The organism is Novosphingobium terrae (genome assembly GCF_017163935.1).
Classification (GTDB): domain Bacteria; phylum Pseudomonadota; class Alphaproteobacteria; order Sphingomonadales; family Sphingomonadaceae; genus Novosphingobium; species Novosphingobium terrae.
Window position 1 is genome coordinate 2958704 of sequence record NZ_JABVZR010000001.1, and the last position, 23218, is coordinate 2981921.

Consider the following 23218-nt stretch of genomic DNA (forward strand, 5'->3'; position numbering starts at 1 on the left):
CATACGTCTTGGAATGACACCGGTTTCCACGCTAGTCTCTGCCCAAAGCCGCCCAAGCGGAGCCTTTTGGGGAGAGACATGATGCCGATGCCACGCAGGCAATTCCTGACGCAATCCACCTCGCTGGCCACGGCCCTGTCCGCCAGCCTGATGGCCGCGCCCCGTGCCATGGCTGCCCCGGCAGCGCCCACCGCTGCGCAAAAGCTCACCATCACCACCCCGATGGCTCCGCCCGAATGGGCCCTGCTGCAGCGCGCCGTGCTGGCGGCCCATACCGATGCCTGCGAGGCCTTCTTCCGCCGCTATTACGACGCCAACGGCTTCCTCCTCGCCCGTGAGCGCTGGGGCGGCGACGATGGCCCGGACGATGCCATCGAAAACGTCAACGACTGGCCCCAGCTCTACGCCCTCGGCGCCGATGAGCGCATCCGCACCCTGTATGAACACGCCTATGAAGGGCATGTCCGCCAATACACGCTGGCCAAGACCACGCAGGTGCCCTTCGCCCGCGAAGGCATGTATTTCCGCGAATTCCCCGTGATGATGGACTGGCAGCACAATGGCGAGGGGCTGACCGTCTTCAACAACATGGGTCTCGGCAATCCCTATTCGCAGGCCTATCGCAACCGCGTGCGCCGCTTTGCAGGTTTCTACACCGGGGAAGACCCCAGCGCCCCCAATTACGACAAGCAGCACAAGATCATCAAATCGATGTTCAACGGCAGCCGTGGGCCCTTGATGCGCAAGGCCACCGCTCTGGACTGGGCGGGCGATCCGGTGGAGCTGGCCGGCGTCGACCAGAACGCCCTGCTCCATGGCGAGCATGATTACGACCAGATGCTGGCCCACTTCAAGGACTACACCGACACCACCGGGGACACGCCGCTCAACCTTGAATCGACGGGCCTTGCCTTCAACGCCTATATGCTGGCGGGCGAGGAGAAATACCGCGCGTGGATGCTGGAATATGTCGATGCATGGGTCGAGCGGGCGCGGGCCAACAATGACATCATCCCCACCAACATCGGCTATGACGGCAAGATCGGCGGCGAGGCGGGCGGCAAATGGTATGGCGGCGTCTATGGCTGGGCCTTCAGCCCGGTGGTGCCTCAGACCGGCCAGCGGCAAGACCGCAACCGCATCGGCTTCACCCTGTCGGCCTTCATGAACGCCTATGTCATCAGCGGCGGGAACGACAAGTATCTCGACGTCTGGCGCAAGATGACCGACCGCATCAATGCCCAAGCCAAGACCGTGAACGGCAAGCTCTCCGCCCCGCGCATGTATGGCGACAATGGTTGGTACTCCTTCCAGCCGGGCAAATGGCTGCTGGGCGCGCAGGACATCTATTACCTCACCATGAAGCCCGCCGACCGCGCGCGCATGCCCGACCATCCGTGGATCAGCTATCTTGAGGGCAAGAACCCCACCTACCCCGTGCAGGCCCTGCGCCTTGCGCTGGAGCGCATCCGCAACGCCCATGCCGCGCTGCTGTCGGACCAATCCACGCCCGACACGCGCTTTGCCGATACGGTGATGGATCAGAACCCGGCCAACATCGCCGCGCTTGTCGAGCTGATGCAGGGCGGGATCTATGTCGGGCGGCCGGGTTGGTCGCGCTATTCGCCCAATGTCGGCGGGGCGTTCCAGTTCGTGCGCCTGCGCTACTTCGATCCTCTGAACCGCCGCCCCGGCCTGCCCGAGGGCGTAAGCGCTCTGGTGGAAGGCATCACGGCGGATGAGACCGTGGTGACGCTGGTCAACACCAACCAGAGCGCCAACCGCACTGTCACTCTGCAAGGCGGCGCCTATGGCGAGCATCAGATCCTGAGCGTGACGCTGGATGGCAAGGCGGTGCCAGTCAATGGCCGCGTCGTGGAGGTGCAGCTGGCTCCGGGTGCAGGCGCCAAGCTGGTGCTGAAGATGCAGCGCTTCGCCAACGCGCCGCGTTTGGACTTCCCATGGGCCGCGCCGATTATGGACAGCACCGAAGGCCTGCGCACCATGACCGCCGAAGAGCGTGATGCGATGCTGTAAGGGACCCATCCCCGGCGGGCAAAGGGCTCGCCGGGTTTTGGAGCGCAGGGCGGCGGATGTCGAAGGCCGCTTCGCTGCGGTAGAAACACGGATAAGTCAGCGGGAAGCCACCACCGGTCCGTGACAGCATGCTCTGGCCAGCAAGCGCTGCCCGGCATTTCAAATGCCAGAATTAACAATTTATATGAAATTTGAATACCAGCCTGCTTGAGTGTTCATGGTCCCTGCAGTTTGACGGTGGCAAGGTCGGGCATGACCTGTAGGAGGGATTTTCTATGACGATCAAATTTAATGCAAAGGCAGCTCTCGCCGCCGCCGGGCTTGCAACGCTTGGGCTGGGTGTGATCCCCTCGACAGCCTCGGCTCAAGGGTCCGGGTATGACCAGCGCTATCGTGACTCGCATCGTCAGCACTATTCGGATCGGGCCCGTGGTCGCTATGCTTCGCGCCATTGCGGCAGCGGCAATGGTGCCGTCGGGACCGTCGCCGGCGGTGCTGGCGGTGCTTTGCTCGGCAACGCGCTGGGCGGTGGCACGGCCGGAACGATCGTGGGCGGTGTCGCCGGTGCGCTGGTCGGCCGGACCCTCGACAAGAAGAACACGCGTGACCGCAACATGGCCCGCAACGGCTGCTGATAACAGGGGTCGCCCGGGGTCTGTTTCATCAGCCGCCCCGGGATGGCCGCTGTTATCCTGAGCAAGGGATGGCGGCCAGACCCCGGATCACACGCAAGGCAGAGACACATGGGAGCGCGAGGCGCTAGCCCCCGCGCATGGCCCCCTTCTCTCCAAAGCAAAAAGGGCGCCCCAGCGGCGCCCTTCTCGTTTCGCGTTGAACCGGCGGGATCACGCCATGATGGAAAAGGTGCTCCCGGTCGCCATCGCGGCTGAAGCCGTCGCGATCTGCGCATCAGCGCTGGCCGATGCGGCCACGGCGGGGGCGGCCAGCTGCGAGGCGGGCTGCTGAGGGGGCCATACGGCGCTGGCAACGCCGCTGGAAGCTGCGACTGTGCCGATCTGAATGCTCATCACTGATCTCCGCTCTGTGAGAATGCGTTCGCAAGTCCGTTCACTCAGCGGGAGGACGACACGGCCCTCCCCCATTTAAGCCTCAGATGCGGTGAGCCGCTTTTTCCTCGCCGATCCGTTCGATTTTGCCGACGAGCAGCAGGAAGCACAGGGCAGCGGCAAGCGCGCAACCGGCCACCACCAGCAGCACCAGATTGAAGGAATGCGTCTCCTTCAGGATATAGCCGATGACGATGGGCGTCAGGATGGAGGAGATGTTGCCGAACATGTTGAAGATGCCCGCCGAGAGGCCTGCGCTGTCTCGCGGGGCCACATCGGCCATCACCGCCCAGCCCATGGCCCCCACGCCCTTGCCGAAGAAGGCGAGGCTCATGAACAGCAGCACCATCGTATCGCTGCTGGCATAGTTGCAGGCCACGATCACCAGCGCCATCAGCATGCCCGAGACGATGGGCACCTTGCGCGCCACCGTCAAAGAGGCGCCCCGGCGCAGCAGCCAGTCCGACCAGATGCCGCCCAGCACGCCGCCGGCAAAGCCGCAGATCGCGGGCATGGTGGCGAACATGCCGGCCTTCACCACCGAAAGGCCCCGCTCCTGCACGAGGTAGACCGGGAACCAGGTGATGAAAAAGAAGGTCAGCGCGTTCACAAAGAACTGGCCCAGATACATGCCCCATAGCGTGGGCGTGCAGAGCAGCACGCGCATCTTGCGGCGGTTCTCGCTCTGGTCGGCCTGAGGCGCGGCGGCGGGGGGATCGACCAGCGCGCCGCCCTCCACGATCAGCTCCATCTCGGCCTCGCCAAGGCGGGGATGGTCACGCGGGGCGCGCACCACGCTGGGCCAGATCCCGGCGGCCAGCAGCCCGAAAGCCCCCATCACCACAAAGACCCATGGCCAGCCGAAATCGGCGACGATCCAGCCCATCAGCGGCGCGAAGAGCACCGTGGCGAAATATTGCGCGGCGTTGAAGATGGCGCTGGCGGTGCCGCGTTCGCGCGCGGGGAACCAGCTGGCCACGATGCGGGCATTGCCGGGAAAGGACGGCCCTTCGGCAAAGCCCACCAGAAAGCGCAGCACGAACAGCACCGTCACCGCCGTGGCGCCGCTCATCCAGACCACCGCGCCATGCGCGGCGGTGATCAGCGACCAGATAACGATGGCCCAGAAATAGACCTTGGGCGCCCCGAAGCGGTCCAGCAGCCAGCCGCCGGGCAGCTGCGCCACCACATAGGCCCAGCCAAAGGCCGAAAAGATCCAGCCGAGCTGCAGGGCATCGATCCCCAGCTCCTTGGACAGAGAGGGCGCCGCCAGAGACAGCGCCGCCCTCACCGCGTAATTGATGACCGTGACGGCAAACAGCATCGCCAGAACCGTCCAGCGCACCTTTCCGATCTGCTGCATGCCTATCTGCTGTTTCGTCAAAGCCACCCAAACACCTCTTATGTCTTTGGCCCATCATGCAAAAACGGGCGAGGCAGGGAAAGAGCCATTCCCTGCCTCGCTGGCAATCAGTAACGGAAGCGCACGCCCACGCGGAAATTGCGGCCCAGCGTGTCGTAAAGCACCGGGTTGGTCTGCAGCGTGGAGGAGGCGATACCGGCGGCGATCGGCGGGTCCTTGTCCAGCAGGTTCTCGATCTTGAAATAGAGTTCGGCCTTTCGCTGGCGGTCGCCCCAGACGGTCAGATTACCCGCCAGATCGAAATAGGTCGCCCCGGCGATGTAATTGTTGTCGATGTCCACACCCGATTTCCAGGTGTTGTCGTACACGCCCGAGGAAACGCTGCGCATCGTGGCCTGCAGCGAACCGCGATCATTGTCGTAGCCCAGCGTGGTGTAGGTGCGCCACTTGGGGATGGGATAGGTGGCGTTGGGGCCGCCGTTCTCACCCACATATTCGATGGTGTTGCCCGCATTGGTGTAGGCGTAATTGAGCGCGCGCGTCGCCAGGAAATGCAGCGAGAAGGCGCCGCTCATGCCCGGGATGATCTTGCTGGCTTCCACACGATAGGAGGCATCGAAGTCGATGCCGCGCACCCGCACCGTGGCCAGATTGACCGGAATGCGCAGGATCGAGGTGATGTTGCCGCCGCTGTCACGCGTCACGTAATTGCAGATCGCCGTCTCGCCCGCCGCGCAGCGGTTGACGATATCGGCCACCGCCAGTGTGGTGATCGCATCCTTCAGGCGGATGTTGTAATAGTCGACCGAGGCCGAGAAGCCCGGGATGAAGCGCGGGCGGAACACGCCGCCAAGGCTGAGCGTATCGGCCTTTTCCGGGCGCAGATTGGTGTTGCCGTTGCTGATGGCGGTGGTGCGGACGGTCACGCCCTTGACCGGATCGGCAACGTCGGTGGCCTGCGTCGCGCCCGCGATGTACATTTCGCTGATGGAGGGCGCGCGAATGTCGCGGCTCAGCACGGCGCGCAGCTTGATGTCGCTGATCGGCTCATAGGTCAGGCCCGCCTTCCACGTCGTGACCATGCCCGAGGTGGAGTAGCTGGTGACACGCACCGCGCCATTGAAATCGGCCGATTTGCCCAGCTTGCTGTTCTTCAGCAGCGGCACCACCGTTTCGGCAAAGCCTTCGGTGACGTTGTAGCCGCCAGCATTGGTCTTGTAATTGCCGGTGTACCAGCCATTGGTCTGCGAGAGCGGATCGCCCACCGCCGTGGCGCTTTCACTGCGATGCTCCACACCTGCCGCCAGCGAGACCGGCCCGGCCCAGTTGTTGAGCAGCGTACCGCTGACCGAGGCCGCGCCCACCTGCTCGGTGATGCCCTGCGACTGCCAGGCGGTGCCCTTCACATAGTTGATGGCAGCCTGGCTGGCCACGCCATAGCCAAAGATGTTGAGCGGCACGCAACCATTGGAAGGATTGGTCAGCGTCGAGCGGCAGACGATCTGGCCGCTGCTGTTGGTCACCGCATCGATGGCATTGGCGAAATTGGCGACATTGGTGGTGTTGAGCAGGCGGATGTTGAGATCGGTGTGGCCGTACTGATAATAGGCATTCCACGTCCAGTTGCTGCCGATCTTGCCTTCCAGCGAGCCGACGATGCGGTAGTTGGTGCGGCTGATATCGCTGACCGGGCGGCCCAGATCATAGGTCGAATAGCCATAGCCGAAGGAGGTGACCCCGGCGGCGGCAGCCTGATTGCGCACGCTCTGCGGCAGGAAGGCATTGCTGGCCGACATGGTCAGATTGCCCGCATAGCGCTGATAGGCCGCGCTGTTGCGCGCGCCGCTGGAGCCATAGGAGCCTTCCAGCGAGGCGGTGATGTTGTCGGCCACCTCATAGGTCAGGCGGCCCCAGGCGTTGTCGCGGTCGATGCGCGGCGACAGGGCGATGGTGTTGCCCTCGTTCCAGGTGTTGCCGCCCAGCATGAAATTGCCCGCGATGGTGCCATACTGGAACGGCGACACCGCCCCGCCCGCAAGGAAATTGGTGCCCTTGAGCGCCGTGTTGGTGATCACGCCGCCCTGCGAGACATTGTTGTAGTTCACATTGGAGGCCACGATCTGGCGCGGCTGGCCATTGCCCGCCACATAGGCCGGATTGGGCACCAGATAGGTGGCGGTGTACCATTTGCGGTTCAGCGCATCGACACCGTCCTGATGCTCATGCTCATAGCTGAAAAGGATATGGCCCTTGCCGCCGGCAAAGCTCTTGCCCGCCGCGATGCTGGCATCATAGCTCTTGTTGTCGCCGCTCTGGGTAATGCCGCCGTTGATGTTGCCCTTGATGCCGGTGAAGGTGCGGTCGATGATGAAGTTGACCACGCCCGCCACCGCGTCCGAACCATAGGCCGCCGAAGCGCCGCCCGTCACGATGTCCACGCGCTTGATCAGTGCGGTGGGGATGTTGTTGACGTCCACCGCGCCGGTCTGGGTGGACGGGGCCACGCGCTGGTTGTCCACCAGCACCAGCGTGCGGTTGGGGCCAAGCCCGCGCAGATCGAGCAGGTTGAGGCCGTTGACGCCGGTCGAGGTGTTGCCATTGCCCACGCGCGAGGTCTGGCTGGGCGAGAGCTGAGGCATCTGGTTGACGTAATCGGCCAGATTGGCGGGCGCGGCCTTGTTGATGGCATCCGCGCTCACCACGGTCAGCGGCGTGGGGGCATCATAGCCGTCACGCTTCACGCGGGAGCCGGTGACGATGATGTCCTTGTCGCTGACGGCATGCGGTGCATCGGCAGACGGGGTTTCCGGCGCGGGCGTTGCCGCAGCCGGCGCGGTCTGGTCCTGCGCCTGAGCAACTGAAGTCGTCAGCGCCAGCATGGTCATGCCCGTGCTGGCCAGCGCGCAAAAACGCAGTCGCTTCCATGTCGAAACCATCTCTCATCCCTCCCAAGGCCGTTCCCGCTCTGCGGTGTTCTTCGGCGTTTCTTCCTCACCGGTGTCGGGCATCCCGCCCCCCTCGTCCAATGCCCAGCCGCGATTGACCTATTCGCAGGCGGTATTGATGCCACCGGTGTCAGTTTCTATTTTATGGGCTCTTTAACGCCTGCCATGGCGACAGGGGCGGCGGGCGCGCCGCCCCTGTAACAGTTGGGGTCAATGGGCGTGATCGGTGCAGCCCTTCGCGTCGATCCGGCAGGAGGCTTCGGTCCAGGCGCGAGCCTGCTCCGACAGCGTCACGCCCAGACCCGGACGCTGCGACAGCATCATCAACCCGTTCTCCAGAATCTGGCGCTCGTTGAACAGCGGGTCCAGCCAATCGAAATGCTCGACCCATGCGTTGTGCGGGTAGGCAGCGGAGACATGCACATGGATTTCCATGGCGAAATGCGGCGCCATCATCAGCCCGGCCTGCTCCGCGCGGGCAGTGACGCGCTGGAACTGGGTGATGCCGCCCACGCGCGCGGCGTCGGGCTGGATAAAGTCCACCGCGCGGGCATCGATCATCGCGAAATGCTCGGGTGCGGAGACCAGCATCTCGCCCGAGGCGATGGGCGTGTCGATGGCGGCGGCCAGCGCGGCATGGCCCTCGATATCATAGGCGTCGAGCGGCTCCTCGATCCAGACGAGACCGTATTGCTCCATGGCGCGGCTCATGCGCAGGGCGGTGGGGCGGTCCCACTGCTGGTTCGCGTCGACCATCAGCGCCACGCGGCCATTGATCTGCTTGGCCACCGCATCCAGACGCGTCAGATCGACCTTCGAGTCAGGATGGCCGACCTTGATCTTGATGCCGCCGATGCCGCTCTCGATGCTCTTTTCGACATTCTCCAGCACCTCTTCCAGCGGCGAGGACAGGAACCCGCCGGAGGTGTTGTAGCTGGGCACACCATCGCGCCATGCGCCGAGCAGGCGGCCCAAAGGCAGACCGGCGCGCTTGGCCTTCAGATCCCACAGGGCGATATCGATGGCGGCAATCGCCTGCGTCGAAAGCCCCGAGCGGCCCACCGAGGCCCCTGCCCAGACCAGCTTGTTCCAGATGCGGCCAATGTCGGCGGGGTTCTCGCCGATGATGCTGTCAGCCACTTCGCGCGCATGGGCATACATGCCGGGGCCGCCCGCGCGCTTGGAATAGGAGAAGCCAAGGCCGGTATGCCCTTCTTCCGTCTCGATCTCGGCGAAGAGCATGGCCACGCGGGTCAGCGGCTTCTGGCGCCCGGTGAAGACCTTGGCATCGGAAATCGGCGTGGCCAGCGGCACCCACGCAAGGCTCAGCGTGATGGCGGCGATACGGTCGTTGGGCATGGGGTCCTCTCTGTCTGTTGCCTGCACCATCGCGGGGGTAGCGCGAAGGATCAACGCTCAAGGCGGCATCGCTCGATAGTGGATGGGCATTGGTCTTGATGCGCGGTGCGCGCCATGTCCTGTTTCAAAGACGTCATGAGAAAAGTTGTGGGAGAGAGTTTGTGACCACCATCACCGGCGTGCGCGTAACGCCCATCGCCTTTCGCGATCCGCCGCTGCTCAATGCGGCGGGGATCCATGAACCCTATGCCCTGCGCTCGATCATCGAGGTGGAGGTGGGCGATCTGCTGGGCCTAGGCGAGAGCTATGGCGATGCCCCGGTGCTGGCCGCGCTGACCGCCATCGCCCCGGCGCTGGTGGGGCTGGAGATCCATGATCTCAACGGGCTGGAGCGCGTCATCAAGGAAGAGCTGGCCAAGCTGCCCGCCGCCAAGGCTGGCGCCGAACTGGCGCCGGGATCGCAACCCTCGCGCCTACTGGCCAATTGCTTTTCGGCTTTCGAGGTCGCCCTGCTGGACCTGCAGGCCAAGGCGGCGGGCCTGCCTTTGCACGCCCTGCTGGGCGGCGCGGTGCGGCGCGAGGTGCCCTTCAGCGCCTATCTCTTCTTCAAATACGAACGCCACATCGAGCCCGAGGAAGCCCCGGACGAATGGGGCGAGGCCATCACCCCCGACCAGATCGTCGCGCAGGCCAAGCGCATGATCGACCTATATGGCTTCGGCTCGATCAAGCTGAAGGCGGGCACATTGCCGCCCGAGGTCGAAATCGCCAGCATCGAGGCCCTGTCGCAGGCCTTCCCCGGCGTACCGCTGCGCATCGACCCCAATGGCGCCTGGTCGATGCAGACCGCGCTGGATGCCGCCGAAAAGCTGGGCCCGCTCATCGAATATTACGAAGACCCCGTGGCGGGTCTGGACGGCATGGCGCAGCTGCATCGCGACACTGGCCTGCCGCTGGCGACAAATATGGTGGTCATCAGCTTCGACGGCTTCCGGGAGAGCATCAAGCGCAATTCGGTGCAGATCGTCCTGTCGGACCATCACTATTGGGGCGGGTTGCGCGCCACGCAGCATCTGGCGACGATGTGCAACACCTTCAATCTGGGCCTGTCGATGCACTCCAACTCGCATCTAGGGATCAGCCTGATGGCGATGGCTCATCTGGCCGCCACCACGCCGAACCTCTCCTACGCCTGCGACACGCATTACCCGTGGGTGGAGGATGCCGATGAGGTCGTGACGGGCGGCAAGGTGCCGATCAGCGGCGGCTGCGTCCGTCTGGGCGATGAGCCCGGCCTTGGCGTCACGCTCGACCGCGAGCGCCTCGCCCGCGCCCATGCCACCTTCAACCGTATCTCCATCCGCACCCGCGACGATCTGGGCCAGATGCGCAAATATGACCCCAACTTTTCCGGCCAACAGCCCAGATATTGAGACCTATGCCCCTTCCCCATACCCGAAATGCCGCCAGAAGACTTGTATCCTGCCCTCACCTGAACGATGGTAACCGCATAAGGGTGAGGAAGGGGCCGCCGTGTTTGAACTGATCCAGCTGCGCTGCTTTGTGGCAGTGGCGGAAGAATTGCATTTCGGGCGCGCCTCGCAGCGGCTCAACATGACCCAGCCGCCGCTCTCGCGCCATATTCAGGTGCTCGAACGCATCATGAAGGTGGAGCTGTTCCACCGCTCCAGCCGCTCGGTCAAGCTGACGGCGGCGGGCATGGCCTTCCTGCCCGAAGCGCGCCGCGTGGTTCATCTGGCCGACAGCGCCATCGCCACCGCCCGCGCCGCCGCAGAGGGCAAGCAGGGGCTGGTCAGCCTGGGCTTCACCGCTGCCTCGGGCTACAGCTTTCTGCCGCGCTTTATCGCCAATGCGCAGCAGGCCGCGCCCGATGTGCGCTTCGTTCTGAAGGAAATGGTCTCGGGCGAGCAGCTCGACAGCTTGCTGGCCGGGCGCATCGATCTGGGTTTCCTGCGCCCGCCCGTGCGCCACCCCGATCTGCAATCGCTGCCGGTGTTGCGTGAGCGCTTCATCGTCTGCTCCCCCGCCAGCGTGCCCGAGGCCGATCGCCCCCGCCGCCTGTCCGATTTCGATAATCTGCCCTTCATCATGTATGCGCCGGACAAGGCGCGCTATTTCCATGATCTGCTGGTCGGCCTGTTCACCGGCGCAAGGGCCGAGCCGCGCCATGTGCAATATCTGGCGCAGATCCACACGATCCTGATGCTGGTGGGCGCGGGGCATGGCTATGCGCTGGTGCCCGAAAGTTCGCGCCGGTTGCATCCCGACGGCGTGGTCTTCTCCGAAATGGAGGAGTCCGAGCCGGTGGTGGAACTCCACGCCGCATGGACCCGCGATGCCGACAATCCCGCCCTGCTGGCGCTGGCGCCCAAGCTGGAGGAGCTTTGCGCGCTGGATTGAACCCGGATCGATAGCGCAGCCGCATCGCTTCATGCCCAGTCGCGATTGTTGACACGCGCCGCGCCGACCTAAGGTCTCCCCAATCAAAACAGGAGAGGACTGATGGATCGACGCGACTTTCTGGCCGGTATCGGCGCGGGAGCAGCCGCCGGCAGCGCGGTGAGTGCGGGCCTGCCCGCCTATGCCGCCACCGCCGCCAAGCATACTGCGGCGGGCAAGAATGGGGGCGCCCGCCCCAAGCTGCTGATGAAGCTCGGTTGCCAGAGCAGCCCCTCCACCGACGAGCATTTCGCCTTCCTCGCCCGCTATGGCGTCACCCATATCGCGGCGGAGGGAGAACGCTCGCAAGGGCGCCTCTACTCCACCGCCGATGAGGTGAAAGCGGTGCGCGAGATGGCCGAAAAGCACAAGCTGACGCTGGCCATTTTCCACCCGCTGCTTCTGCCCTCCAGCCATATCGACAAGGAAGCGCACGGCGGCATCATGCTGGCCAGCAGCCCCGAGCGCGAGCGCGAAGTCGAAGCCTTCCAGAACCAGATCCGCGCCTGCGCGGCGGCGGGCGTGCCCTGCATCAAATACAACATGAGCCTGCTGGGCGTGCTGCGCACCGGCTTCGAGCATGGCCGCGGCGACGCCATGTTCGGCCATTGGGACGCCGCCAGCGCCCAGCCGCCCACGCCCCTCACCCGCGCCGGGCCCGTCAGCGAGGACGCCTTCTGGGAACGGATCACCTGGTTCCTCGACCATGTCGTGCCCGTCGCCAATGAGTACAAGGTGCGCATCGCCTGCCACCCGCAAGACCCCGGCACCCCGCCCGAGGGCTATCAGGGCATCCACCGCGTGCTGGGTACAGTCGACGGCCTGAAGCGCTTCATCACCATCCGCGAGAGCGCCTACCACGGCCTGAACTTCTGCCAGGGCACCGTCAGCGAAAACCTGCCCCGCCCCGCCGAGCAGATCTTCGATGTCATCCGCTATTTCGGCAGCCGCAAGAAGATCTTCAACGTCCACTTCCGCAACATCGTGGGCGGTCGGGGCCACTTCCGTGAGGCCTTCCCGGACGAGGGCGACATCGACATGTACAAGGTCCTGCTGACCTACGCCGAGGTCGGCTACGACGGGATGCTGATGCCCGACCACGTGCCCGAAGTCCCCGGCCACCCCGAGGCCGCTCTGCAAAGCTTCGCCTTCGCCTATGGCCATATTCGCGGGCTGATGCAGGCAGCGCAGCACGCGTAAAAAGACGGGCTGGAGGCCGGGGAGGCTTCCAGCCCGAAGGCAGGGTCTGGTTAAGGGAGAAAAGGAAGATGCGAGGGGGTTACCCCCTCGCGCTCCCATGACGTCTCCCGACGAGAGGGTGGTGGCGCCCGATCCTTGCGCCTTGCCTCTCCACCTGCGCCACTAAAAGCGCCGCAGGCTCTCAATCCGTCAGCATTGAGCAGGGAATACTGCCTGCGGCGCTGCAACATTGCTCCAAGGCCGAACCCTGTACGCAACGTAGACATTAAAGGGAGCGCGAGGGTTATGACCCTCGCATTTCCTCTTCTTAAAACCTTCAACGCACCAAAGCGGGCTTCTTGTTATCGAAGGTCCACCCCGGGATCAGATATTGCATCGCCGCAGCATCGTCGCGCGCCCCAAGACCGTGGCGCTGATACAGCTCATGCGCGGCTTCCAGCTTGTCCTCATCGATCGTCAGGCCGAGACCCGGCTTCGCAGACAGATCGACATGGCCGTCGATGATGCAGGGCGGCTCCTTGGTCAAAGCCGCGCCGTCCTGCCAGATCCAGTGCGTATCGATGGCCGTCACCTTGCTGGGTGCTGCCGCCGCGCAATGGGTGAACATCGCCAGCGAAATGTCGAAGTGATTGTTCGAATGGCTGCCCCATGTCAGGCCGAAGGCATCGCAGAGATGGGCGACGCGCACCGCGCCTTCCATCGTCCAGAAATGCGGGTCAGCCAGCGGGATGTCCACCGACTGGAGGGACAGCGAATGCGCCATCTGCCGCCAGTCGGTGGCGATCATGTTGGTCGCCGTGGGCAGACCGGTGGCGCGGCGGAACTCGGCCATCACCTCGCGGCCCGAGAAGCCGTTCTCCGCACCGCAGGGGTCTTCGGCATAGGCCAGCACATCGCCCAGCGGCTTCATCAGCCGCACGGCCTCGGCCAGCGACCATGCGCCATTGGGGTCAAGCGTGATGCGTGCCTCGGGGAAGGCCTCCTTCAGGGCGCGGACCGCCAGCACTTCCTCGTCGCCGGGCAGAGCGCCGCCCTTCAGCTTGAAATCGCGGAAGCCATAACGCGCCTGAGCCGCCCTGGCCAAAGCCACCACGCCCTCCGGCGTCACGGCCTCGCGGTTGCGCAGGCGGTCCCACGCATCGGCGCTGTCGCTTTCATCGCGATAGGCCAGATCGGTCTTCTTGGGGTCCGCGATGTAGAACAGATAGCCCAGCATCTCGACGCGGTCGCGATGGCGCCCGGTGCCCAGCAGATCAGCCACCGCCACGCCCACATGCTGGCCCAGCAGGTCGAGCATCGCGGCTTCAATCGCCGTTTGCGCGTGGATCGTGGTGCGCAGGTCGAAGGTCTGCAGGCCCCGCCCGCCCGCATCGCGGCTGGCGAAGGCCTTGCCCACCTTCGCCACCACGCTGGCATGGTTGCCCAGAGGCTTGCCCACCACCAGCGGGCGCGCGTCTTCCAGCGTCTGGCGGATCGCCTCGCCGCCGGGGACCTCGCCAAGGCCGGTGCGCCCGTCGCTGTCGGTCAGGATCACGATGTTGCGCGTGAAGAAAGGCCCGTGAGCCCCCGACAAATTGAGCAACATCGAATCCTGCCCCGCCACGGGCACGACACGCATGGCGGCAACAACAGGCGCCATACCCATCAGACCGAAGCCCGCGCCTTGGAGACCAGCTCGGCCAGCTGGTCCATTTCCTCGGGCAGCAGCGGCGTCAGGGGCGGACGCAGGGGCCCTGCGGGGCGGCCCACCACATCCATGCCCGCCTTCACGATGGAAACGGCATAGCCACGGCCCTTGTCGCGCAGGGCGATGTAGGGCAGCACAAAGTTGCGCAGCATATCATGCACCAGAGCGTGATCACGGGCGCGCACCGCCTTGTAGAACTTCACCGCCCATTCCGGCATGAAGTTGTAGATGGCCGAGGAATAGGTCGTCACGCCCATCTCAAGATAGGGCAGAGCGAAGGTTTCCGCCGTGGGCAACCCGCCCACATAGGTCAGGCGGTCGCCCAGCTTGTTGTAGATCCGCATCATCAATTCCACATCACCGACGCCATCCTTGTAGCCGATGAGGTTGGGATTGCGATCGCAAAGACCCGCCAGCGTATCCTCATTCACAATGGCGGTGCCACGGTTGTAGACGATCACGCCAAGATTGGTGGCCTTGCAGATGGATTCGATATGCGCGGCCAGACCTTCCTGCTTGCCGCCCACCAGATAGGGCGGCAGCAGCAGCAGACCATCGGCGCCGGCCTTTTCGGCGCCGCGCGCGATCTCCAGAGCGATGGCCGAGCCATAGCCGCAACCGGCGATCACCGGCACTCGGCCAGCGGTTTCCTCAGCTGCGGCGCGCGTCACATCGAGGATTTCCTGAGGGCTCAGAGCAAAGATTTCGCCCGTGCCGCCCGCCGCGAACAGCGCCACAACTTCATGTTCGAGCATATAGGCGCAATGCTCGCGATAGGGAGCTTCCTGAAACTGCAGTTCGGCATCGAAATGCGTGACGGGGAAAGACAACAGCCCCGAACCGATTTTTGCCGCAATCTCGCCCGGACCCATCTTACCTGCCGAAGTCATCGCTTCATCCCATTCCTGTGCTTGTAATCCTGATCCTGTGACTAACCGGTGGGCCGCGCCCGGTCCAAGTCCGTTCCGGTTTCAAGTCATGTCAGTTCAGCATCGCCGGGATGATGCAGGAGTATGGAAGATAGATGCGAGGGGGGAGTCTTTAGCTGGTCGCCTTTTTCAAGAAAAAGGCTCCGGCCCCTCGCATTTACCCTTCCTTCACCAAAGTTCCCTGCCCATCGACGGAATGCCCGAACAACAAGACCAACCGTAACCTGTTTGTCGCAATCGATTTGCACCAGCCCCCACCCCTTTGATAGGCGCAACAGACTATCTGGACGGGGGACTTCAATCGTGAAAATCGCACTTCTGCTGGGCATGGCTCTGGCCACGGTGAGCCTGCCCTCCATCGCGCTGGCCGACGATCCCAACGATCCGACGATGCGCAGCAGCGCCGCGCGCGCGCGTGACCGGGAGGCCATCCGGCAGCTCAACCTGCGCGAGGCCGCACGCGTGCGTGAGCGTGATGCACGCTATGCGGAGGGCTGGAACAACAGCCAGAGCTACAGCGCCCCGCGCTATGAGGGTGGCGACAACAGCTACGCCCGCAGCCGCGCGCAATATGAGCGCGAACTGGCCGAATGGCGCCATGCCGTCGCCGCCTGCCGCGCCGGGGATTATGATTACTGCGCTCACTAAAGCGCCCATGATCTGAAGCATAACGCCCCGGCGCCTGCACGCCGGGGCGTTTTCATTGGGGCTTACGGCAGGCGGAAGGCCACCAGCGTATCGGCCATCTGCTTCTGGCCGACAGCCGTGCCGCCGCCCGCCGCCACCACGACATACTGCTTGCCGTCCTTGCCCATATAGCTGACGGGGGTGGAGGCGGCGCTGGCCTCCAGCGTGGTCTCCCACAGTTGCTTGCCGTTGCGGGCATCGAGCGCGCGGAAACGCCGGTCATTGGTGGCGCCGATAAAGATCAGCCCCGATTTGGTCGTCATATTGCCGCCGATGCTGCTGGTGCCTGCCAACGCGCCCTTGGGGCCGATCCCCTCGGTGATGCCAATCGGCACGCGCCAGACGATCTTGTGGCTTTCGGTGTCGACGGCCACCACCTCGCTCCACGGCGTAGCGCCGCAGGAGAGGTTCACCCCTTCCTTCGTGGTGAAGCTGAAAGGCTGGGCCGGTCGCCCGCCGCGCCGCATCGGCGGAGCCCCCGCCCCCATGCTGGCATCATCGGGCGAGGCATGCCCCATCCCTTGCGGCTGATTGCCCGGCAGGGTGAAGGTCACACGATTCTGCAGATTGACGAAGTACAGGTGCAGATCGGGGTTGTACGATCCCCCGCCCCAATTCGGCCCGCCCACAGAGCTGGGATAGGTGATCACCGCATGATCGGGCGCGCGGCGCGGGGCATAGAGCGGATCGCTGGTGGTATGGTTGTCGTCCCAAACCTTCTGGCAGGCGGCGCGCATGCCGGGGGCGAGATCGGGGATTTCCTCGCGCGTCATCTGCGTGCGCGCCAGCGGGCCCGGCGCATCAGGGAAAGGCTGAGTGGGCCAGACATTGGGGTCGGGCTTCACCGGTTGAGGCGTCGGCCTCTCGGTAAAGCCGTTCAGAGGCGTGCCGTCGCGCCGGTCGAACATGAAGAACAGGCTGTGCTTGCCGGTCATGGCCACGGCGGGCACGGTCCGGCCATTCTGCTTTACATCCATCAGCACCACCGGCGTGGGCGAATCCCAGTCCCACACGTCATGATGGGTGATCTGGTGATACCATTTGAGCTTGCCCGTCTTGGCATCCAGCGCCAGAATCGAGCTGGAATAGAGCTGCGATCCGGCCACACCGGGCGGAGCATTGGCATCGCCCGTCACCGCATAGACCACGCCAGCGGCATCATCCGCGCTCATGGTGGACCAGACGTTGGCGCCGGAGAGGTTCCGCCACTGATCGCCAGTGTAGTCCTCGTTGCCGGGCTCGCCTGTTTGCGGGATGGTGTGGAAGGCCCAGACCTGCCGCCCGGTATGCACATCGAAGGCGCGGATATCGCCGCGCGGTCCGGGAGGGCCATCCTCGCCGGGGCGCGAGCCGGTGATGAACAGGTCGCCCACCACCAGCACCGGATTGGGCACGGTGAAGGAACTGCGGCGCGATTCCCCGACGATCTCGCTGGCGACGCCGATGTAGGCGTCGATCTGTCCGTTGCGGCCGAAGCCCTTGGCGGGGCGGCCAGTGGTGACATCCACAGCGGTGATCATGCCGGAATCGGTAGCGAAGACCAGGCGGGGGGCGGTTTTGTCGTCGCCCGGCCAATAGGCGATGCCTCGGCCATGGATGTTGAGCGGGCTCTCATACTTCCAGATCACCTGCCCGGTTTCGGGGTTGAGCGCGGTGACGCTGGCCTTCAGATCGGGCTTGGCGGGCGAGGCGGGCGTCGAGATATACATCACCCCGCCGATCAGCAGCGGCGTCACCTCGAAGCGGAAATCCAGCCCCTGATCGCCCTGAGGGGTGATGCCCGCGCCATAGTGATAGGTCCATGCCGGTTGCAGTTTGCGCACATTGGCAGGCGTGATCTGGCTGAGCGGCGAGAAATTCATATTGGCATTGCCGCCGCCATAGGCGGGCCACTGGCTTGGGCCCGTGGGGCGCGGATAGGTGGCGGTGGAGGCCGGTTCCGCTGGCAGGCTGGCCGGGGCGGCGCCTTCCTTCGGCGCGAAATGGGTGCTGAGATAGGTGTGGATGGTTTGCGCCTCGCTTTCGTCAAGCTGAGCGCCGCGCGCCATCATCGCCTGAATGGTGGCGGCCCATTCCTCGGGCGTGTGCCGCTTGCCGATGGTGAGACCGATGGCATGGCACAAGGCGCAATGCTGGGCGACAACCTCACGCCCCGGACCCGGGGGGAGCAGCGCCAGCGTGGCCTCTGCCGATTGCGGCGCGGGAGGCTGGGCCTGCACCGCGCCCAGCGCCAGCACGCTGAACGGCACGCCCAGCAGCGCGGCCCTAAGGGCCAGTTTCTTGTTTTTGTTCAGCATTGTATCCCTCGCCCTGATCTTTGTTGTTATGGCTTGTCCGGCGTCACATTTTCGCTGCGCAGGCCCAGCGCCCAGTCGATGCCTTCCAGCAGCAGCGCCTGATTTTTGGGCTCGTCGAGAAACTCGTCGCGATGGCCGCCGGTGAAGTTGAAGACCCGCCCCTTGCCGTAGTTTTTGGCCCAGACGATCGGGTAATAATCGTCGCTCCGCCCGGAGCGCGCCTTTTGCTCCGGCGTCATCGCCGCAGGGTCCAGCGCCATGATGGTATGCACGCTGCCGCGCGTGAACTCGGGCTTCAGCACCGGCCATTGATCGGCCCACAGAAAGCTGCCCTTGCCGAAGGCCGCCGCGCCCTTCCACGAGGGGTCGACCACCTTCGCCTTCATGCCGCTCACAGGATACTCATTGGCCATAAAGCCGCCGATCATCTGGCCCCACTCGGGCCAGTTGTAGAAATTCACCCCCTGCGCATGGCCCAGCACCAACCCCTTGCCATCATCATGGATGGCGGCGATCAGATCGGCCTTCTGCTGATCCGACATGGTGCCCTCCCCGCTGCCGAGAAACACCACCGCATCGAAATAATCGAGGTTGCGAATGTTGGTGTTGCCCTTGGCATAGCGGGCGCTAGTCACCTTGATCGGCTGCTTGGTGATCAGCTGACTGTCGGTGCGCAGAAAGGCGACATAATCGCCGCTTTTGCGCCCCATCTCCTCGATCACGGCCATGGTGTGGTTGATCGATGTGTGGTGAAAACCGCTCTGCACATCGGCGATGACCAGCAGCTTCTTCTTGCCCGGATAGGGATCGCAAGGCGCATTGCAGAGCCCGCCGGGGCCGCCCGGCGCGGAAGGCGCCTGCTGCGCCTGTACACCGCCCGAGGCCAGCCCCAGAGCAGCGCAGAGCAGCAGCCATCGCGGGATCATCTTCATCGCCATCTCCACCGGCCCGAGCCGTCTTCTGATGGCCAGTTTCGCGATCCTTCAGCGACTTGCAAGGCTGTGCGCGGGCAGACCATGCTATCATTCATTCGTGGTCAGGCGGGGTGATCCCCTCACCCCATCCATAGGCCTGTACTATGGATAGTCCAAATATAGCGATTTGACCTTATGGAAACCCCGCCTATCCTGCCCGCCAAGCCGCAACCAACAGCGGCATTCGGTCGAGAGGTGCCCATGCAGGCCTATATTCTTCGCGAGACGATCATCAGCATGATCATCAACGCCGCTTTCTCGCTGGCGTTCTTTCTGGCGGTGTTCGGCCATGGCGCAGCAGTGCCGGTCTGGGGCATCGGCGCCTATGCCTTCGATGCCCTGCCGCAAAGCATCGCCATCGCCGCCATGAGCACACTGGTCCCCGGCGCCATCGCCCTGAAAAAACGCCGCAGCGGAGCGCTTCGCGTGCAGGCACCGCTCCGCACCTCTCAGCCGATCCTGCCGCATAATCTCTGGCTGAGGGCTGCCGTACTGGCCCTTTTCTCGGCGGTGCTGGGGGGCTTGTTCAACAGCGTTGTGCTGCTGGTGCTGGATCTGCCCGAACTGCCCTGGTGGCCCGCGCTGATCGCCAAGCTGGTCTATGGCGCGGCGCTGGCGGGCATCATCACGCCCATCGCCTTGCGCGCGGCCCTGCGCGGCTGACCACCCCGAACTTGCCATATGCTGGGACGATACAATAATATCTGAAAAACAGATGCCTACAGCCGCATCAATCCATGTATGCCTGCTTTGACGTTTGATCTCTGGGAGACCCGATTCATGCCCCTGCGTTCCCCGGCCCGCCTGCTGCGCTGGGCCCTGTGCGGCGCCAGTGCGCTCACTGCCCTGCCTGCCCTCGCCCAGACTGCTGCCCCGGCTCCCACCGCCAGCCTTGAAGACCAGTTCCGCGATCCGCCGCAATCGGCGCGCCCGCGTGTGTGGTGGCACTGGATGAACGGCAACATCACCAAGGATGGCATCGCCAAGGATCTGGCCTGGATGAAGGCGGTCGGCATCGGGGGGCTGACCAATTTCGATGTCAATCTGATGACGCCGACCATCGTGCCAAAGCGCCTCGCCTATATGACGCCGGAGTGGAAGGACGCCTTCCGCTTCGCCGCCAGCGAGGCTGACCGGCAGGGGCTGGAACTGGCGATCGCGTCCTCTCCGGGCTGGTCGGAGACCGGCGGGCCATGGGTCAAGCCCGAGGATGGCCTCAAGAAGGTGGTGTGGAGCGAAACCCGCGTCACCGGCGGCAAACCCTTCACCGGCAAGCTTTCCGCGCCGCCTTCGATCACCGGGCCGTTCCAGTCGCTGGCCAAGCCCATGGGGCTGGACGATGTGGTGACCACCGGCAAGAAGGCCGAGGAAGGCCCGCATCTCTATGGCGATATCGCCGTGCTGGCCGTGCCCGATACGGCGCCTGCCGATGCCTTGCCCAAGGCCTCTGTCAACGGCGGCGCTGCAGTGGATGCCGCCCCCTTCCTCGACGAGGATCTGATGAGCGGCGGCGCCGTGCCGCGCGGCTCGGCGGAGGCGCCCGGCGCGCTGGTCTACAGCTATGACCAGCCGCAGACGATCCGCAGCGCCAGCCTGTTCCTGCCCGGCGCCAAGGTGATGTTCCGCGGCCCCAGCGTGGCCCCGGTGCTGGAATCCAGCACAGACGGCACAAGCTGGCAGCGCGTGGCCGATATTCCGGCCTCCGACACGCTCTCCACCGTCAGCTTTGCGCCGGTGACGGCGCGCTATTTCCGCGTGGTGCTGCATCCGCTGCCGCCCACGGCCAGCAATATGGGCGAACCTGCCGCAGGCGCGGTGCTGCCCGATCTGTTCGGCAAGATGGAGGCCGATCCCAACAAGCCGTGGCAGGTCAACAGCTTCCGTCTCTCCGGCGAGGCGCTGGTCGACAAGTTCGAGACCAAGGCCGGGTTCAATCTGGCGCTGGACTATTTCAAGCTGGGCGGGCCAGAGGATGGCGCCAAGGGCCCGACGCCCACGCAGGTCATCAACCTGACCGACAAGCTGCGCCCCGATGGCTCGCTGGACTGGACGCCGCCGAAGGGCAATTGGCGGGTGATCCGTCTGGGCTATTCGCTGCTGGGCACCACCAACCACCCCGCCCCCGCCGAGGCGACCGGGCTGGAGGTCGACAAGTTCGATGGCGATGCGGTGCGCCGCTATCTCGACCATTATCTGGCGATGTATGACGATGCCGCCGGGCGCGATCTGATCGGCAAGCGGGGCGTGCGCGCACTGCTCACCGATTCCATCGAGGTGGGCGCCGCCAACTGGACGCCCAAGCTGATCGAGCAGTTCAAGCGCCTGCGCGGTTACGATCCCACACCTTACCTGCCCACGCTGGCGGGCGTGCTGGTGGGCAGCCGCGCGGACGCCGACAAGTTCCTTTTCGACTGGCGCCGCACCTTGGGCGATCTGATGGCCTCGGAGCATTACGGCACCGTCGCCAAGGCCGCCCATGAGCGCGGGCTAATCGTTTATGGCGAGGCGCTGGAGGATCACCGCCCCTCGCTGGGCGACGATATGGCGATGCGCAGCCATACCGATATTCCGATGTCGGCGATGTGGACGTTTGGGCAGAAGGTCGGCCCCAATCCCTCCTATCTGGCGGATATCAAGGGGGCAGCTTCCGTGGCCCACATCTACGGTCAGAACCTTGTGGCGGCCGAGAGCATGACCTCGGCGCTGAACTATTGGGGGGATTCGCCGCGCACCCTCAAGCATGTGATCGATCTGGAATTCGTGACGGGCGTGAACCGTCCGGTCGTTCACACCAGCGTGCATCAGCCGGTGGACGACAAGGTGCCGGGCCTTTCGCTGCTGATCTTCGGCCAGTTCTTCAACCGGCATGAGGCATGGGCGCCGCTGGCCCGACCGTGGGTCGATTATATGGCGCGCAATGCGCTGATGCTGCAGCAGGGCCGCAATGTGGCCGATGTGGGCTATGTCTATGGCGAGGAAGCCCCGCTGACGGGCCTTTATGGCGACAAGCCGGTGGCCGATGCGCCGGTTACGCATGCCTTCGATTTCGTGAACAATGCCGCGCTGACCGGCGCCCTGAGCAACGATGGCAGCGAGGTGGTGACACCCGGCGGCGCGCGTTATCAGGCGCTCTATCTGGGCGGATCGAGCCAGCATATGACCCTGCCCACCTTGCGCAAGCTGGCGGCGTTGGTGGAGGGCGGCGCGAATGTGGTCGGCCTGCCGCCGCTGGACAATCCCGGCCTTGGCAATGATGCGGGCGAGTATCGCGCGCTGGTCGCCAAGTTGTGGCCGGGCAGCGGGGATGCGCGCGTTGGCAAAGGCCGCGTAATCGCTTCGGACAAGATCGAGAGCGCGCTGGCCACGCTGGGTCTGGCTTCGGATTTCCGCATGGCTGACGCTGCTGCGGATGCCGATGTGCCCTTTATCCATCGCCGTTGGGCCGAAGGAGAGGATTACTTCCTCGTCAACCGCAAGACCCGCCCCGAACGCTTCGAGGCGCATTTCCGCGTCACCGATCAGCATCCGATGCTGTGGCATGCAGAAACCGGCACCATGGAAGCCATAAGCTATCGCACCGAGGGCAAGGAAACCGTCATCCAGATGACGATGGACGCCGAGGATGCCGTGCATGTGGTGTTCCGCAAGCCTCCGCCGTCCAGCAAGCCGGGGGTGATCGTGACGGTGCCGGTCGCCATGATGCTCAAGAAAGCCGTTCCCACCCCCATCGCCACCATCGAGGGCGCATGGCAGGTGGCCTTCCAGAGCGGGCGCGGCGCCCCGGCCAGCGCGACCCTGCCCGCCCTGCAACCTCTGAACGAGAACGCCAACCCCGGCATCCGCTATTTCTCGGGCGTGGCGACCTACAGCAAGGACATCGCCGTGCCCAAGACATGGCACGCCGGGGAGAAGCTGTGGCTCAATCTGGGGCAGGTGAATGAGGTGGCGCAAGTCAGTGTCAACGGCAAGCTTGTCGGCACGGCATGGCATGCGCCCTATCGGGTGGATGTGTCAGACGCCGTGCATGCCGGGGCCAATCGGGTGGAGATCAAGGTGGCCAATCTGTGGATCAACCGCCTGATCGGCGATGCGCAGCCCAATGCCCAGAAGATCACCTTCACCGCTTTGCCCACCTATCGCGCCGATGCGCCCTTGCGCCCCTCGGGCCTGATCGGTCCGGTGGTGCTGGAAGGAGCGGGCCAATAAGGCTAAA

Annotated in this window: 16 protein-coding genes; 8 read left to right on the forward strand and 8 right to left on the reverse strand. The window is 64.5% G+C overall.

Annotated features, from left to right (window positions below):
* Nucleotides 1-87: 87 nt before the first annotated feature.
* Both HGK27_RS13240 and HGK27_RS13245 read left to right on the forward strand, forming a co-directional pair.
* Nucleotides 88-2037: a hypothetical protein gene (locus tag HGK27_RS13240; RefSeq protein ID WP_206241148.1), complete on the forward strand. Its 1950-nt coding sequence runs from the start codon at nt 88-90 to the stop codon at nt 2035-2037.
* Nucleotides 2038-2312: 275 nt separating this feature from the next.
* Nucleotides 2313-2672, forward strand: coding sequence for a hypothetical protein (locus HGK27_RS13245; RefSeq protein ID WP_241127123.1), 360 nt, complete (start codon nt 2313-2315; stop codon nt 2670-2672).
* 210 nt (nt 2673-2882) lie between these two features.
* On the opposite strand, the gene HGK27_RS13250 is transcribed toward HGK27_RS13245, so the two are convergent.
* The 4 genes from HGK27_RS13250 to HGK27_RS13265 all read right to left on the reverse strand — a co-directional run bounded on the left by HGK27_RS13250 (nt 2883) and on the right by HGK27_RS13265 (nt 8771).
* Nucleotides 2883-3065 (reverse strand): hypothetical protein, encoded by a 183-nt coding sequence (locus HGK27_RS13250; RefSeq protein WP_206243378.1) that lies wholly within the window; start codon nt 3063-3065, stop codon nt 2883-2885.
* 82 nt (nt 3066-3147) lie between these two features.
* Nucleotides 3148-4467 (reverse strand): MFS transporter, encoded by a 1320-nt coding sequence (locus HGK27_RS13255; RefSeq protein WP_206241150.1) that lies wholly within the window; start codon nt 4465-4467, stop codon nt 3148-3150.
* Between the two features lie 107 nt (nt 4468-4574).
* A complete protein-coding gene (locus HGK27_RS13260) occupies nt 4575-7403 on the reverse strand; it encodes a TonB-dependent receptor plug domain-containing protein (RefSeq protein WP_206241152.1) in 2829 nt (942 codons plus the stop codon).
* A 219-nt stretch (nt 7404-7622) separates the two neighbouring features.
* Nucleotides 7623-8771, reverse strand: coding sequence for an L-talarate/galactarate dehydratase (locus tag HGK27_RS13265; RefSeq protein ID WP_274617167.1), 1149 nt, complete (start codon nt 8769-8771; stop codon nt 7623-7625).
* 161 nt (nt 8772-8932) lie between these two features.
* Here HGK27_RS13265 and HGK27_RS13270 point away from each other — a divergent pair, with 161 nt between their 5' ends.
* The 3 genes from HGK27_RS13270 (at nt 8933) to HGK27_RS13280 (ending at nt 12431) form a co-directional block, all read left to right on the forward strand.
* A complete protein-coding gene (locus HGK27_RS13270; RefSeq protein ID WP_206241154.1) occupies nt 8933-10204 on the forward strand; it encodes a glucarate dehydratase family protein in 1272 nt (423 codons plus the stop codon).
* Between the two features lie 100 nt (nt 10205-10304).
* Entirely contained in the window at nt 10305-11192 is an 888-nt protein-coding gene (locus HGK27_RS13275) for a LysR family transcriptional regulator (protein ID WP_206241155.1), read from the forward strand.
* 102 nt (nt 11193-11294) lie between these two features.
* Nucleotides 11295-12431: a mannonate dehydratase gene (locus tag HGK27_RS13280; protein ID WP_206241157.1), complete on the forward strand. Its 1137-nt coding sequence runs from the start codon at nt 11295-11297 to the stop codon at nt 12429-12431.
* Nucleotides 12432-12747: 316 nt separating this feature from the next.
* On the opposite strand, the gene HGK27_RS13285 is transcribed toward HGK27_RS13280, so the two are convergent.
* Together HGK27_RS13285 and kdgD are read right to left on the reverse strand one after the other, a co-directional pair.
* The gene (locus tag HGK27_RS13285; protein ID WP_206241159.1) at nt 12748-14076 is read right to left on the reverse strand and encodes an enolase C-terminal domain-like protein; all 1329 of its coding nucleotides are present in this window, start codon (nt 14074-14076) and stop codon (nt 12748-12750) included.
* Nucleotides 14076-15008 (reverse strand): 5-dehydro-4-deoxyglucarate dehydratase, encoded by a 933-nt coding sequence (kdgD, locus tag HGK27_RS13290; protein ID WP_241127126.1) that lies wholly within the window; start codon nt 15006-15008, stop codon nt 14076-14078. The genes HGK27_RS13285 and kdgD overlap by 1 nt, the downstream gene beginning before the upstream one ends.
* 342 nt (nt 15009-15350) lie before the next feature.
* On the opposite strand from kdgD, the gene HGK27_RS13295 reads away from it, so the two are divergent.
* Nucleotides 15351-15695: a hypothetical protein gene (locus HGK27_RS13295; RefSeq protein WP_241127128.1), complete on the forward strand. Its 345-nt coding sequence runs from the start codon at nt 15351-15353 to the stop codon at nt 15693-15695.
* A gap of 62 nt (nt 15696-15757) precedes the next feature.
* Here HGK27_RS13295 and HGK27_RS13300 read toward each other — a convergent pair whose 3' ends face one another.
* Nucleotides 15758-18031, reverse strand: coding sequence for an outer membrane protein assembly factor BamB family protein (locus HGK27_RS13300; RefSeq protein ID WP_206241161.1), 2274 nt, complete (start codon nt 18029-18031; stop codon nt 15758-15760).
* A gap of 26 nt (nt 18032-18057) precedes the next feature.
* The gene (locus HGK27_RS13305; RefSeq protein WP_206241162.1) at nt 18058-18963 is read right to left on the reverse strand and encodes a ThuA domain-containing protein; all 906 of its coding nucleotides are present in this window, start codon (nt 18961-18963) and stop codon (nt 18058-18060) included.
* A gap of 177 nt (nt 18964-19140) precedes the next feature.
* Between HGK27_RS13305 and HGK27_RS13310 the strand changes: the two genes are divergently transcribed.
* Together HGK27_RS13310 and HGK27_RS13315 are read left to right on the forward strand one after the other, a co-directional pair.
* On the forward strand, nt 19141-19668 hold the full coding sequence (locus HGK27_RS13310; RefSeq protein WP_241127130.1) for a hypothetical protein: 528 nt from the start codon (nt 19141-19143) through the stop codon (nt 19666-19668).
* Between the two features lie 117 nt (nt 19669-19785).
* Complete coding sequence (locus HGK27_RS13315) at nt 19786-23211, forward strand: glycosyl hydrolase (protein WP_206241163.1); 3426 nt, start codon at nt 19786-19788, stop codon at nt 23209-23211.
* Nucleotides 23212-23218 lie beyond the last annotated feature (7 nt).